The sequence below is a fragment of the Kaistella gelatinilytica genome, from assembly GCF_015679325.1.
Taxonomy (GTDB): Bacteria; Bacteroidota; Bacteroidia; order Flavobacteriales; family Weeksellaceae; genus Kaistella; species Kaistella gelatinilytica.
In genome coordinates this window covers 410,132-424,917 of the sequence record NZ_JADPVI010000001.1, presented here as the reverse complement: position 1 = coordinate 424,917, position 14,786 = coordinate 410,132, and the positions used below count along the sequence as shown (strand labels likewise).

The window sequence follows — 14,786 nt, the reverse complement described above, 5'->3', positions numbered from 1 at the left end:
ATTAATGTGTTTGTGGTTTTGGACCTTCATTGATGGTTTTACCAACCAAGAGGAGAAATAGTAAACCTAGTAACATGTATAAAGCGACAAAACCGAGTAGTGTGAATAAGGTGTTACCCGATGAAACGGTAGGCGAAATTCCATCTGCTGTTTTCAATAATCCATAAACCAAATATGGCTGTCTTCCCAACTCTGCAGTGTACCAACCGGTAAGATTTGCGATATATGGAAACGGCACCAAAAACATAATCGTCCATAATAAAGCCTTAGAAGTGTAGAGTTTTTTTCGCCACAAAAAGAATAAAGCCAATGCCATTACGCCAATGAAAACGGTGCCTAAACCAACCATAATATGATAAGAATAATACAAAGCCGGTATATTATCAGGTAATTCTTCTTTTTTAAATTGATCCATTCCGGGTACTTGTTTATTCCATTCTTGATACGTTAGAAAACTTAAAACATTTGGAACTGCAATCTTATTATCCAATTTTTTTGCAACCATATTGGGTTGGCCTATGAGCACAATTTCTGCTCCTTTTTCTTCCGTTTTAAAAATTCCTTCCATTGCAGCAAAACTTCCTGGTTGATGTTTTGCCACATTTTTTGCATTCCAATCTCCAGTAGGAAATGCCAATAAAACACTAGAAACAAAGCCGAAAATAACGCCTGTTTTAATAAATAATTGGCCATATTCTACTTGTTTTTTTCTTAAAATATAAAAAGCACCAATACTTGCCATTACAAATGAAGAAGTAACAACTGATGCCAATTGATTATGTAAAAAAGCCGGTAAAAGCCAAGGATTGCTAAATAGTGCAGAAAAATTATTCAATACAAACTTTCCATTATCTAAAATTTCAAAACCCACGGGATGTTGCATCCATGCGTTGGTTGCTAAGATAAACCAACCACTTGCCCAAGAACCTAAAAACACGAGAAACGCTGTTAGAAAATGCAGTTTTTGTCCCATTAATTTTTCACCGAAAATAAAAAGTGCTAAAAATGAAGATTCTAGAAAGAAGGAAAACATGCCTTCCATGGCTAAAGTTTGCCCGATAATTCCCCCGGTTAATTCAGAAAATTTTGCCCAATTGGTCCCAAATTGAAATTCCATCGGAATTCCTGTGACGACTCCCATGGTGAAATTAATGGCAAAAATCTTCATAAAAAATTTTGCTGCATCGTTGTATTGATCAACATTGGTTCTTAAATATTTCCATTTGAAAAAGACGATCAATAAAGACAATCCCATCGTTAATTGAGGAAATATGTAGTGAAAGGTGATCGTAAATGCAAATTGCAACCGATCGTAAAAAATCATGTCTTCCATAAAAGGATTTTTAGAATGTAAAAAGAGCATTTGTAACAATGCTCTTTAGGTTTTTATATTATTTTTTCAGAATTTCGCTTAAAATTAAATCTTTGTCTAATTTTTTGGTACAGAAAAACCAATCTTCGCATTCCAGTTCGTCTGTGCTATTCATTCTTTGTTCTGCAACGCCGCATGAACCAGCAGGCGAAATGCTGACATCATCACCGGGATTCCAATCTGCGGGTGTTGCCACATCAAATTTATCTGCAGTTTGCATCGCGATTAATGCTCTGTACAATTCATCAAAATTTCGTCCCAAACTTAAAGGATAATAAATTAATGCTCTCACAATCCCCGCTGGATCAACAAAAAATACCGCTCTCACAGCTTGAGTTTTGCTTTCACCGGCTTGAATCATGCCATATTTTTTGGCAACAGACATTGAAATATCTTCTATTAAAGGAAATTTAACTTCAACATTCTGCATTCCGTTAAATTTTATTTTTTCTTTTATGGTTCTTAACCAGGCGATATGGCTGTATAAACCATCAATTGATAAACCTACCAAATTACAATTTGCTTTTTTGCATTTTTCTTCTAAATGTGCAAAAGTTATAAATTCTGAGGTACAAACCGGCGTAAAATCTGCAGGATGACTAAATAAAATCGACCATTCTCCCTTATAATCTGATGGAAAATTAATTTCACCCTGAGTGGTTACCGCTTTAAATTCTGGCGCTTTATCTCCAATTCTAGGCATTGTAAAAACTTCCTGTTCTTGTTGTAACATTTCCATAATTTTTAAATCTAAAATTTTAATTATCTTCAAATTTAGTAAACAATTTTTTTTAATAATGTAACATAAGTCACTTTACCAAAATTAAATTTGTAAAATTATATCATTTTATTTAAAATATTTTAAATGATGGATTTTATCTTAAAAGAAATTTCTACAAGTTCAAAACCTTAGAGGTAAAAAAGCGAGAATTAAAGACGCTGCTTACAAAAAGTAATTCTGTTTATCAGAATAGAGAAACCCATCAATTAATTTTGATGGGTTTTTTATTGCTGTAAAGCGACGATACATTCTTCGCGGATCTGCCAGAATTCTTCGGGCGAATATTTGAGATGAGGGTTTTTATAAAGATAATTTCCGAGGAATTTTTTGTGATATTCTACTTTGAAATGGGTGATCTGATCCGGTTGAATCTCTATTTCTTGTACGAGATCGTGTATAAAATCATCAGGTTTGCAATTTCTGGTGGTGAAGTCGTGAATTTCGTTTTTGAATTTTAAGTAGTTGTGCGCTTCCGGCATTTCTCTTAAATCATATTTTTGAAGAATCTTGGCTATTTTTGGAGTATTTTGAGAATTCATCTTAAATATTCCGAGCATTAATATTACGCCGAGGATCTTATTTTCATCGGCTACTCTTTTGAGCAAAGCGTGTTTCGTGCTGCAGGTACCACCTTCTTCCTCCAAAATGCAGAAAATATTTTCCTTATTAAAATTTCTTTTATAAGGCAGGTTTTTAACGAATTCACAGGCTTCTTCAAAATCAGAAATCCCCATTTCGATGAAATAGCTGGATATTTTGCCAGTATTTTGTAAAATTGTATTCAAATTTATTTTTTAGAGCGCATTTATTGAAACGTGATGTGGGATTTGAAAATATATAAAACGAGTCTTCAAATGGAAAGAAAGTCTAAAAGTATTTTCCAAAAATTATTTTTTAATAATAAATCGGGAAGAATATTGCTCTGCTAAATTGCTGACTCTAGCCGTGTATACTCCATTCTGAAGCATTTGTACACTAAATGAATTTTTTGTCAAAATTTTCTGTGTAGAAATCAATTTGCCGGAGTTATCAAAAATTTCTACAGTAGAATTTTCTGCGATAGCTTTTGATGATCTCAGGAAGATCTCATTTTTTGCAGGATTAGGATAAATGGAATTTTCGTTGTTTAAAGGAACCTCGTTATTCCCTAAGATCAGATTGGAGTAGAAAATTTTGTTTCCATATTTATTGGTGACAATTAAATTTTTACCGGAAAAAATCTGTTCATATTGAAAAGTGAACTGATCTGAGGTTTGAAATCCGAAATAAAAGGCAGTTGCCATCGAATCAAACTGTCGAACAGCCTGTTCGTTTTCTCCATAATATTCGGCTAAAGTAACCGCAACATTCTGAAGTGTAAAATAAGCTGCATTGTTAGCACCAAAAGTAACTTTCCCACCCGCAGTATTGAAAAATGTAGATTTGAATCCGTTATTGTTATCGAAATCGAAAGCCACTTTGCCTGATTGTGTAAAGGGAACCGGTGGATAATGATCAACACCGCTCCACTGGATTTTCGTGATCGTCCAGTTTGCATTTTTGAGTAAAATACTGTAGGGTTGCGCCGAAGCGAAAAAGCAGAACAATCCTAAAATTAAAATGTAGATTTTTTTCATGATGGTATTTTGAGTTTAGTATAAAGATAGAAATGTTTTACGAAAAATCTCAACTTAAAAAAAATGCCATAAAAAAAACCGCCTTGCATATACAAGACGGTTTAAAAATATTAATTAAAAATTATTTTTTAATCATTAGTTTAGAAGAATACTCTACTCCTAATCCTGTAACTTTCACTACATAAACTCCATTTGGAAGAGCTTGTGTATTTACTGCTTCTGTAGCTGCAATTTTCTGGCTGGAAACTAATTTTCCACTAGCATCGAAAACTTCTACATTAACTTTTCCTAAAATACTTTTGTTAGATTTTAAGAAAAATTCGTTTTTAGCAGGGTTTGGATAGATACTGAAGGCTTTTGTAGCATTCACATCATTTGTTGCTAAAACACATTCTGCAGGAACGTCATAACTGTAAGTTTGATCGTTGATGTCTGTTTTAGAACCGGCAGAAGCATCAATACCTAAACCTCTGGCTGCAAAAACATTCCATATCATACATTTGTCTGCACCTCCTGTAGTTGTATTTGCCGCTTCAGCAGCTAAAATAGCATCTCTACCATCGATAAATGTAGGGTTACAAGCTTGAAGTTTCAAACCGTTCACTACATTTTGCAGTACTCTTGTACTTCCGTTGGTTGCGTTTAAGCTTACATCTGAAGAATAGCCGTATTTTTCAACATATTTCCAGTGCAGATCCCATAACATTGTTGCCCAAACGAATCCAATTGAGTGAACATCCGGAACTTTAACAGTTTGACCAGCAGGTAAATATTCCATTCCGTTGGTATCACCATATCCGTAAGCGTTGATCGCAAAATCCGGAGAATATTTTGCAGGTCTGATTCCACCACCAGTAATCGGTTCAGATGTAGCATAAGTACCAATTCCTCTTGCAACAGCAGCTGTAGCTCCCGGTTGATTAGTCAACATCAAAGCAAAGAAATCTGACCAACCTTCACCCATTTGCTCTTTAGAAACTGATGAGTTAAGACAAGATGAACCATTTCCGGTATTTCTGTTAGAAATTCCATGGCCGTATTCATGTACTACAATACCGTTATCAAAACTACCGTCTCTGGTTGCTTGTCCTGTAGGATCATATTTTAAAGTGATATTTACGTTTTTAGTTGCTAAAAGACCTTTCATGTAAATTCCTTCAGAACTGTCAATTAAAACAGATGGAATGGTAATATTTGGATTTACTCCTGCCATACCTGCTGTTGGTGCAGATTCAGGCAAATTATAAATGATAACTCCTTTTGCACCTGCATCCTGTGCTGCCTGCACTTTCGCCTGAAACTCACAAGTTCCTCTCGCGATCAATCCAATTTTTCCTGTAAGTGAACCTGCCGGTAAAGGTGTACAACCATCGATCACAGCAGCTATTTTAACATCTGCAGTAACTCCTGTTGCATCCAAAGCAGGACCAAAAGTTGTAGAAATATAATTGGCTACCACTCTGCCAACTGCTTCTGCTGGTGCATTATAAAATACTCTTTCGATCACCTTTGCATCCCAAAGGTACATTTGCATTCTTGGTCTTGAACCATCTCCTGGGGTAGCGAAATTCGCATTATTCATTCCACCGCCATCTTGTGATTCTGCCTGAACATAATCATTCTGCGCACCACCTTTACTAAAGTTCCAGGCCTGGAAATTTCTAGCTGTTTCTGTAAATCCTAAACGATAAAAAATATCGTGAATTTTATTATTAATGTAAAATAAATTCGTTGTAGCTGCATTTAGATTTCCTGCAGTATCATTTAAGATAAAAGGAAAATCAAAAGCTCTGCCTGCACCACCATCAGCATAAGAGCCAGGTGCATTTGCACTGGCTTTGTCATCGTAAGCCATAACATTATTACCTCTTGTGGTCGTATAATCTCCCGGGAAACTTCCGCCTGCGATAGAATGCCATCCGTCTGGTGAAGCATCAATGAACCATGGATTGTTAACCAAAGTTCTGGCACCATGATTTGGACTTTCTAAAGGCAAAGCAAATACCCGATAACTTGCGTTTAAAGCAGCTGCACCAATCGCATCTTTATTAGAAGAGAAATCGTTAGCAAAACCTTCTGGGGTGTGTGCTGAATAATCATGACTGTAAGCATCATGCTTAAAATTACAGGAAAGCGTAAGGTTCTGTTTGCTTAAAATCTGTCCTGTAGATGCATCAGCAAGAATATCCCAATAGTTAGAAGTTCCTTTTTCTTCGAAAATAAACTCATGACATAATTTAAGGTCATTGCTTTCTGTCTGAAAATAAATTAAACGCGACTTTACGAATGCACCGTCTGTATCAGCATCATTAATGCCGATAAGTTGGTAAGTACTGCTGTTTTTCAGCTTTAAAGTCTGAGCTACATCTCCAAAAATTGATTTTGTTGCTTTTGCTGAGCTCGGTTGTGAAGCAGTTACATAATTTTTTGTAAAATTGTCATTAATGTAAGTAACTTTTGCGTCTTTAACCAACGCAGTACCTAATGCATTATAAACCGGAATTCCATTAAAGGACTGTTGTATTTTTACAACTTCGCCATTCATTGATTTGGAAAAATCCTGATTAACGATCTCAAAATTATTGAGATTAGGTTTTAGGAATGTATTCTTTGCTGAGATGTGACTCTGGATTATCGATTTAAAATCCTGTGCATTCACACTACCAAAAGAAAACATAAAGCAAACCGCCGCAATCTTCAAGGGTAAATTTCTATTTTTCATATATATTAATTATCTGGCACCGAATTTATAAAAAATTTTGATATGTTTTGAATATTTAACACAAAAAAACGCCTCATGTTATTGAGGCGTCTTTTTTATAATTGAAAATCAGGATTAATTCCCTTCCATTTTCTTTTTCAATTCTGCTAAAACATCTAAATCACCAAGTGTTGATTTTTCTTCGTTGTTTGAAGATGATGCTGGTTTAACAGATGAAGTGTTAGAAGAGTTATCTCTTACATTTTTCTTCTCTTCGTCTCTGAAGATTCCTGTATGAGAAACTACTACTCTTTTGAATTCTTTGTTGAATTCGATTACTTTGAACTGAGCATCTTCTCCTTTCTTGATTTTAGATCCGTCTTCCTTCTCTAATAATCTTGATGGGCAGAATGCTTCAACTTCAGCATCGTCAAACTGTACCTGTGCACCTTTGTCGAATACTTCTGTAGCTTTTCCTGCGTGTACAGTTCCTTCAGCGTATTTAGTTTCAAATTTATCCCAAGGATTCTCTAACAATTGTTTGTGACCTAATGATAATCTTCTTGCAGCTGTATCTAATTCAAGAACAACAACTTTCAATTTATCACCTACTGCACAGAATTCTGATGGGTGTTTGATTTTCTTAGTCCATGAAAGATCAGAGATGTAAATTAATCCATCAATTCCTTCTTCCAATTCAACGAATACACCGAAATTAGTAAAGTTTCTTACTGTTCCTGTGTGCTCAGAACCTACTGGATATTTAGATTCGATATTAGACCAAGGGTCCTGGTTCAATTGTTTCATTCCTAAAGAAACTTTTCTGTCTTCTCTGTCTAAAGTTAAGATTTCTGCTTCTACTTCATCACCAACTTTAACGAAGTCACCTGCACTTCTTAAGTGAGTTGACCAAGACATTTCAGAAACGTGAATTAATCCTTCTACACCTGGAGCAACCTCAACGAATGCACCGTAATCTGCAAGAACCACTACTTTTCCTTTTACTCTGTCTCCAACTTTAAGATCGGCAGAAAGTGCATCCCAAGGATGTGCTTCCAATTGCTTCATACCTAACTGGATTCTAGTTTTCTCGTCATCAAAATCAAGGATTACCACTTTTACAGTTTGTCCGTCTTCCAGGATTTCTGATGGATGATTAACACGGCTCCAAGAAAGGTCTGTAATATGGATCAATCCATCAACACCACCTAAATCTACGAATACCCCGTAAGAAGTAATATTTTTAACAGTTCCTTCAAGAACCTGTCCTTTTTCTAATTGACCAATGATTTCTTTTTTCTGACCTTCAAGATCTGCTTCAATCAATGCTTTGTGAGAAACTACAACGTTTTTAAATTCTGGGTTGATTTTCACAACTTTGAATTCCATTGTTTTCCCTACGAACTGATCGTAATCTTTAATAGGCTTAACATCAATTTGAGATCCTGGTAAGAAAGCTTCGATACCGTGAATATCCACGATCATACCTCCTTTCGTTCTTGATTTTACAAAACCGTTTACGATTTCGCCTGTATCATGAAGTTCGTTTACTCTATCCCAAGCTTTAAGCGTTCTTGCTTTTTTGTGAGATAACTGTAATTGACCAGATTTGTCTTCTCTTCTGTCAACCATTACTTCCACCTCGTCGCCTACAGCAAGTCCTTGGTTATAACGGAATTCATTTAGAGAAATAACCCCTTCAGATTTGAAGTTGATATCAACAATAGCTTCTTTGTCAGTAAGTCTTACAACTCTACCAATAAGTACGTCATTGTCTTGAAGATTGTTAAGAGATCCATTATAGATTTCTTCCAAATCGCTTTTTTCCTGTCTTGCTTCAGCATCTAAACCTGATTCAAAAGAATCCCAGTCAAATTGTTCTGGAGCTACGTTTTGGTTCAAAAGAACCCCTGCTTTGTCTGTCGTTTCTGACATAAAATAAAATAATTTGTATTCTAAATTTTTCAATTCTGGCTCAATGTGGTGGGATGAAAAATAGAGAAGATGTTAATTGTTAATGTTTTAACTGCGCCAAATGCTTCCACAAAAAGTGGTGCAAAGATAAGCGTTTTAAATGAAATGAGCCTAAATAAATTCTAAATAATTTGAAGCTGTTTCCCGCTAGGAGTTTATCTTGAGCTTGCCGAAGGACTCTATCTTTTTTGTCATTGGGAATGAAAACACGCAACCTATCGAAAAAGTGCGAAACAGCAATAATAAAAAAGGATGCCGCTCCGATCCGGACTAGAAAATCTCGCCCCGAAAACTAAATCTGGATACAATTCAACCTCGAAATTCTTACATTTGCAAAATGGAATTACAGTCACTCTATCAAAATTTGCAGATTCAGGATATGAATCAAATGCAGAAATCTGCTTATAAAGCTTCCGAAAATGAAAAAGATCTTCTCCTTTTATCTCCTACAGGTTCAGGTAAAACGCTCGCTTTCCTCTTTCCGGTTTTAAGAAATCTCAAAAAAGAAAATTCAGGAATTCAAGCCATGATCCTCGTTCCTTCCCGGGAATTAGGCTTACAGATCGAACAGGTTTTCAAAGCAATGGGAACCGATTTTAAAGTGAGTGTTTGCTACGGCGGTCACGATAAAAAAATTGAAGTCAATAATTTAATTGAAGCTCCGGCTCTATTAATAGGAACTCCCGGAAGAATAGCCTATCATTTAAAAAACGATAATTTTGACGCAACCACCATCAAAACTTTAGTTTTAGACGAATTTGATAAATCATTAGAATTTGGTTTTCATGATGATATGAGTTTAATTATCAGTGAAATGCCCCTTCTTTCCCAACGAATCCTGACTTCTGCAACCGCAATGGATCAAATTCCAGATTTCACAGGCTTAAACAATGAAGAGAAAGTTGATTTCTTGAAAGTGTTGGAAATAAAACCAGATTTTCAGCTGCGAAAAGTAATCACGACTTCAGAGGAAAAACTGGAAACGCTATTTCAACTTTTATGTAAAATAGGAAATAAACGAACTTTGATTTTCTGTAATCACCGTGATGCAGTCGATCGTATTTCAGAATTATTGAAAGAAAAAGGAATCTCCCGCGAAACATTTCACGGCGGAATGGAACAGGACGAAAGAGAACGCGCTTTGCTAAAATTCAAAAATGACTCTTCCCGAATTTTAATTACAACTGATTTAGCTTCCCGTGGTTTAGATATTCCTGAAGTCGAATCGATCGTTCATTATCAATTGCCGCCAAAAGAAGATGCGTTCATCCACAGGAACGGAAGAACGGCGAGAATGAATGCAAAAGGTTTCGTCTATTTAATAATGACGGAAGATGAAAATTTCCCTTTCATTAAAAAAAATACGCCTGAAGAAAAGCTGACTCAGGATTATAAAATGCCTGCAAGAACGCCGTATCTAACTATATATATAAGTGCCGGAAAAAAAGATAAGGTGAATAAAGTAGATATTGTAGGTTTCCTCATCAAAAAAGGAGAATTAGAAAAAGACGATATTGGTCTCATTGAAGTGAAAGACACCACTTCTTATGTGGCAGTCAATCGACAAAAGGTTGTTGCGCTCTTGAAAAAACTGGAGGGTCAGAGATTGAAGAACAAAAAACTGAAAATTGAAATTGCTTATTAACATCAAGATTAAATTTTGACTCAATCTTAATAGCGACTCATCATTTGTTAGAAACCTTATTTTACTTATTCATTTGCTAAATTGTAACTTTTAAATTACCTTTGTAAAATGAAAGTCCGAAAAGTTATTGCCTTTAAAAACTATTTCGAAGATTTTATTTTGAGCCAAAACATCAAGGTTCAAAATAAGATTTATAAAATTATTGAAGCAATTGAAACTTTGGAACGTGTTCCCTCAAACTATTTAAAACATATTGTTGGAACTGAAGGTCTTTACGAAGCGAGAATACAATTAGGATCGAACATTTGGAGAGTTTTTTGCTTTTTTAACGGAGAAAAATTGGTTGTTTTAATGAATGCTTTTCAAAAGAAAACACAGAAAACACCTAAGAATGAAATTGAAAAAGCCTTAAAAATAATGGCTGAATATTACGAACAAAAATCTAGAGATAATGGAAACTAAAAGTTGGCAAAAAATAAAAGATGATGTTTACGGAAAGGCAGGAACAGAAAGACGTGATGAATTAGACAGAGATTTTGAATCTTTTAAAATTGGTTTACAGTTAAAGAAAGCACGTGAAGAGAAGCAACTTACCCAAACAGAATTAGCAAATTTGGTAGATAAAAAACGGGAGTATATTTCAAAAATCGAAAATAATGGGAGTAATTTGACCCTAAAAACTTTATTTGACATCGTTGAAAAAGGATTGGGTGGAAAAGTTAAAATTTCAATTGAACTTTAATACCTTTCATTATTCGAATCTTAAATTTCTGATCGACATTTCATGAAACTAAATCTACCAGACAAACTCTACTATTCCATCGGTGAAGTCGCAAAAGCATTTGATGTGAACGCGTCGCTTATTCGGTATTGGGAGAAAGAATTCCCCATCATTAAGCCTAAAAAAAATAAAAAGGGGAATCGCTATTTTACGCCGGAAGACATTAAAAATCTGAAAATCATTTACCATCTCGTTAAAGAGAAAGGGTATACTTTAGACGGCGCCCGAATTGCAGTGACGACCAATTCTAAAATTTCTGAAACCGTGAGTATGATTGACCGGTTGGAATTCGTAAAAGCAGAGTTACAAAAATTGAAAGATTCTCTGGTGGAAAAACCCGAATAAAATGGGTTAATTCACTATATCAAAAGGGTAAATTTACCCGCGATTTTTTTCTTGAATGAGGTTATGTTTGCATAAATATAACGCCATGAGTTTCCACATACAATTCTCCGCCGCCAAAAATTACTTTTTAGGATTCGCCACTTCCGGGACGATCCTATTTTCAAGTTTACTTTATTTTAACAGCAAAAATCAACCTTCCTCGACTCCCACTTTTAAGACTGAGGAGTATATCGCTTCAGAAAAAATTCCTTTAAAAGAATTTAATCCAAATGAGTTAACAGAAGAAGGTTGGGCAAAATTGGGATTTACAGAAAGAAAAGTTGCGACCATTTTGAAATACAAAGAAGTAGTCGGTGGAAATTTCACATCAAAAGCACAACTCAAAAAATGTTACGCGATCTCCCCAGAGAAATTTAATGAACTGGAAGCTTATATTTTGTTGCCCGAAACTGGCTCATCTGCTTATAAAAGCTACTCTTCAGGTGGATATAAAAGTTCCGGTAACTATTCCAACAATTACAAAACTTTTAAGAAAAAAGACCTTATTATTCCAGGGAAATTCAATCCTGACAACTTTAGTGTAAATGATTTTGTAAAAATGGGTTTTACCGAAAATCAGGCAACCTCTATTTTAAAATATAAAAATTATTTAGGCGGAAGTTTTCTAAGCAAGGAAAAATTCAAAGCTTGTTTTATGATCACTGAGGATAATTATCGCAAAATGGCTCCTTATCTTTTACTGCCGGAAAATACGCCGGAAAACTATTCTCCCTCTTCAAAATTTAAAAGCACACCAACTGAAAAAGCCAAAACTGCTTATCAAAATTTTGATCCTAATACGACTGATTTCGAAGGTTGGAGAAAATTAGGTTTCTCTGAAAAACAAGCACAAGTAATTTTAAATTATCGCGATAGAAATTTGAAAGGCAGTTTCAAAAACATTGACGATATCGCAAGCTGTTTCGTTATTTCCGCAGAAAAAATGGAAGAAATCAAACCTTTCATCATTTTAAATCCTGAAAATATTAAAACCACTTCCAGAAGTAAACAAGAGGGAAACTACTCTTCGGAATCTAAGACAATTGCTTCTGAATCTAAAACAGATTTTTCAAAAATTGATTTGAATCAAATTACATTTAAACAAATGGTCGAATTTGGTTTCGATGAGAAGAGCGCCGCAATGATGCTGAGTTTCCGAAAGAAATTAGGAGGTTTTGCAAACATGCAGCAAATTATCGACACGTATGAAATTGATAAAGATTTAGCCCAAAAATTGATCGCAGTCGCACGACTGGATCAATCGAGAATCGTGAAATATACTTTGTCAGAAGCTCCAGAAGAATGGCTGAAAAACCATCCATATTTTAAATATTCTGCAGATAAGATCATCTACATCCGAAGTACATCGCCGAACAATAAAAAAATCTTCAATTTTATTAAAGTAAAACCAGAATACGAAGCGAGAATGAAATTATATTTGGCTCAAGATTAAATTTCGCTAAAAAAAAACCCATCAAAATAAATTGATGGGATTTTATGAAATTTAGAATTTTATTTATTTTTTAATAAACTTGACTGATTGGTCATCAAGCTGTAGAATATAAACACCACTTTTCAATTGATGAACATCTAAAGTATTATTGTTCTTAAATGGTTCATTTTCCTGAAGGATCAGTTTTCCAGAAAGATCAATTACCGAAACATTTTTGATTTTTTCAATTTGCATTCCTTTAACAGATAAAGTATTTCCTACAACCGGATTCGGATAGATAGAATATGCATTTTCTGTGTTAAGATTAACATTTGATGCAGCCAAACTGCCTATATTCTGGCAATAATCCGAAGGATAAGCTTTCCATTCTGAAAGATCGAAGGTTTTGGTAGGTTGACCAACAGAAGGCAATCGATATAACGATACATTCCCTAAGGTGGAGAAATTATTAACCCCATAACTTCCTACACTTTCTACAGTTGAAGTAAGGTATTTAAGTTCGATGTAGTTACTTCCGTCATAAGTCATTTGTGGTGCATCTGAAACAAATCTCGCCTGATCATTAGTAATACATGTAAAATTCGATTTTGGATTTAAAACAACGAAAGTTTCATTATTTGCGACAGTTCCTTCCAATTCAAAAGGTGCGGGAGAATAGTAATTGGTACCGCTGTAATACTGAATATATAAACGGTATTTATTCATGTTAACAGGATGTCCTGTTTTGTTGGTAATTTCCAGGGCTTTGTTATCACCTGTTCCTTCGAGATATTTTGTGATTATTAAATCCTGCGCATAAACATCAGAATCAAGAGTGGTTACTGGTAATAAATTACTTTCAGCAGACTCCATGTAGCTGCTGTTGTAAGCTTTTACCGTATAATTGTAAGTAGTTGACGGCGTGAGGTGATCAATAATAATAGTGTTTGTTCTGCTGTAATCTACATAAACTCCGTTTTGATAAATTTTATAACCCATCACGTTTGTATCTGCAGACGGAGTCCAGTTTAAATTAACAAAATACGCACTGGTTTGTGAGCTGGCTAAATTTGAAGCAGCTTGTGGAGCAACAGTCGCGGGAGTTTGTGACCAGATCAAATTAACCCATTCAGGATGGTCGATAAAAGGATTTCTGTTTTTCTGAATGTTATAAACTGCGTTGTTTCTGTCAATTTCCTTCTGGGACACGGGATCCTGATTATTCCATTGGAGCAACATGGCAATGTACCAGTTTTCAAAAGCTTTTTCTTCCGTTCCATCTAATGGACTCGTGTCATTCGCGGGCGAAGTTCCATTATAAAAATTAAAAGAGTTGAGTTTACCTTCGTATCGAACAGCGAAATATAATAAGCTTCTTGCGATGTCGCCTTTAAACTCATTAATTGGCTCATACACTCTTCCTGTATATCCGGAATTTGGCGTGCCGTTTTTATTAATTTTAGAACCGTTCGTAAACAACCAGTAATTCGTTGTTCCCGCCATTCCGTACGGATAATTACTTCGCAGCTGATTAATTCTTGCATCTGTTGGGATCACAAAAAATAAGTCTGAATACATCGGATAATTACTGTTAAACGAACTTTGCGGCATCATATGCTCTCTATTCCAACCCAATCCTTCCGCATTTGCAGAACCGATCATTTGCGCACTGGTATAATGATAAGCGGTGGTTCCTGTCGGATTATTAGAATACATATCTAATAAAATGGTCGTATTCGATGCATCATAATCATAATATTTATCAACATCGGTCTGGTTATAAAAATTCTGCAGATCACCATAATGCCAACTGATCGTTTTTTTGGCAATAATATCGTGAAGTTTGGACTTCAGAGCATAACCTGTCAACGTTGAGGTCCCATCATAATATCCCGATGGAATCTGAGCAAATCCTATAAAAGGAATTAAAAAACAAAAAAGTAGAATTCTTTTCATTACTAAAAATTTTGGATTGCTAAAGTAGATAATTAAGTACATCAAAAAGTATTTTTCATATTAAAGTTTAGAGAAATTAAAATTTCAAACTGATGATTATCTAAATGAACCGATCACAGCATAACATTTTTCTTAAAAAAAGTG

The 14,786-nt window shown here is 34.9% G+C and carries 12 protein-coding genes; 5 read left to right on the top strand and 7 right to left on the bottom strand.

Translation table 11 applies throughout. The features are described from left to right. Position 1 precedes the first annotated feature (1 nt). From IV494_RS01815 to rpsA, 6 genes are all read right to left on the bottom strand, one after another. Positions 2–1,333: a cytochrome ubiquinol oxidase subunit I gene (locus tag IV494_RS01815; protein WP_196078463.1), complete on the bottom strand. Its 1,332-nt coding sequence runs from the start codon at positions 1,331–1,333 to the stop codon at positions 2–4. A gap of 58 nt (positions 1,334–1,391) precedes the next feature. Continuing rightward, positions 1,392–2,105, bottom strand: a complete 714-nt coding sequence (locus IV494_RS01810) for a peroxiredoxin (RefSeq protein WP_230379810.1) — start codon at positions 2,103–2,105, stop codon at positions 1,392–1,394. Positions 2,106–2,377: 272 nt separating this feature from the next. After that, a complete protein-coding gene (locus IV494_RS01805) occupies positions 2,378–2,938 on the bottom strand; it encodes a hypothetical protein (protein ID WP_196078461.1) in 561 nt (186 codons plus the stop codon). A gap of 102 nt (positions 2,939–3,040) precedes the next feature. Further along, a complete protein-coding gene (locus IV494_RS01800) occupies positions 3,041–3,769 on the bottom strand; it encodes a T9SS type A sorting domain-containing protein (protein WP_196078460.1) in 729 nt (242 codons plus the stop codon). Between the two features lie 121 nt (positions 3,770–3,890). Continuing rightward, positions 3,891–6,491, bottom strand: a complete 2,601-nt coding sequence (locus tag IV494_RS01795; RefSeq protein ID WP_230379809.1) for a T9SS-dependent M36 family metallopeptidase — start codon at positions 6,489–6,491, stop codon at positions 3,891–3,893. A gap of 114 nt (positions 6,492–6,605) precedes the next feature. After that, a complete protein-coding gene (gene rpsA / locus IV494_RS01790) occupies positions 6,606–8,405 on the bottom strand; it encodes a 30S ribosomal protein S1 (protein WP_196078459.1) in 1,800 nt (599 codons plus the stop codon). 376 nt (positions 8,406–8,781) lie between these two features. On the opposite strand from rpsA, the gene IV494_RS01785 reads away from it, so the two are divergent. The 5 genes from IV494_RS01785 to IV494_RS01765 all read left to right on the top strand — a co-directional run bounded on the left by IV494_RS01785 (position 8,782) and on the right by IV494_RS01765 (position 12,707). Next, positions 8,782–10,089, top strand: coding sequence for a DEAD/DEAH box helicase (locus tag IV494_RS01785; RefSeq protein WP_196078458.1), 1,308 nt, complete (start codon positions 8,782–8,784; stop codon positions 10,087–10,089). A 108-nt stretch (positions 10,090–10,197) separates the two neighbouring features. Continuing rightward, complete coding sequence (locus IV494_RS01780; protein ID WP_196078457.1) at positions 10,198–10,551, top strand: type II toxin-antitoxin system RelE/ParE family toxin; 354 nt, start codon at positions 10,198–10,200, stop codon at positions 10,549–10,551. Next, positions 10,541–10,831 carry a helix-turn-helix domain-containing protein gene (locus tag IV494_RS01775; RefSeq protein ID WP_196078456.1) on the top strand — a complete coding sequence of 97 codons (291 nt, stop codon included), beginning with the start codon at positions 10,541–10,543 and terminating at the stop codon, positions 10,829–10,831. Before IV494_RS01780 ends, IV494_RS01775 begins: the two co-directional genes overlap by 11 nt. 42 nt (positions 10,832–10,873) lie before the next feature. Then, positions 10,874–11,215 carry a MerR family transcriptional regulator gene (locus IV494_RS01770; RefSeq protein ID WP_039348095.1) on the top strand — a complete coding sequence of 114 codons (342 nt, stop codon included), beginning with the start codon at positions 10,874–10,876 and terminating at the stop codon, positions 11,213–11,215. Positions 11,216–11,300: 85 nt separating this feature from the next. After that, positions 11,301–12,707: a helix-hairpin-helix domain-containing protein gene (locus tag IV494_RS01765; protein WP_196078455.1), complete on the top strand. Its 1,407-nt coding sequence runs from the start codon at positions 11,301–11,303 to the stop codon at positions 12,705–12,707. A gap of 63 nt (positions 12,708–12,770) precedes the next feature. Here the strand turns inward: IV494_RS01765 and IV494_RS01760 are convergent, their stop codons facing one another. Further along, complete coding sequence (locus IV494_RS01760; protein WP_196078454.1) at positions 12,771–14,642, bottom strand: endonuclease; 1,872 nt, start codon at positions 14,640–14,642, stop codon at positions 12,771–12,773. Between the last annotated feature and the right edge of the window lie 144 nt (positions 14,643–14,786).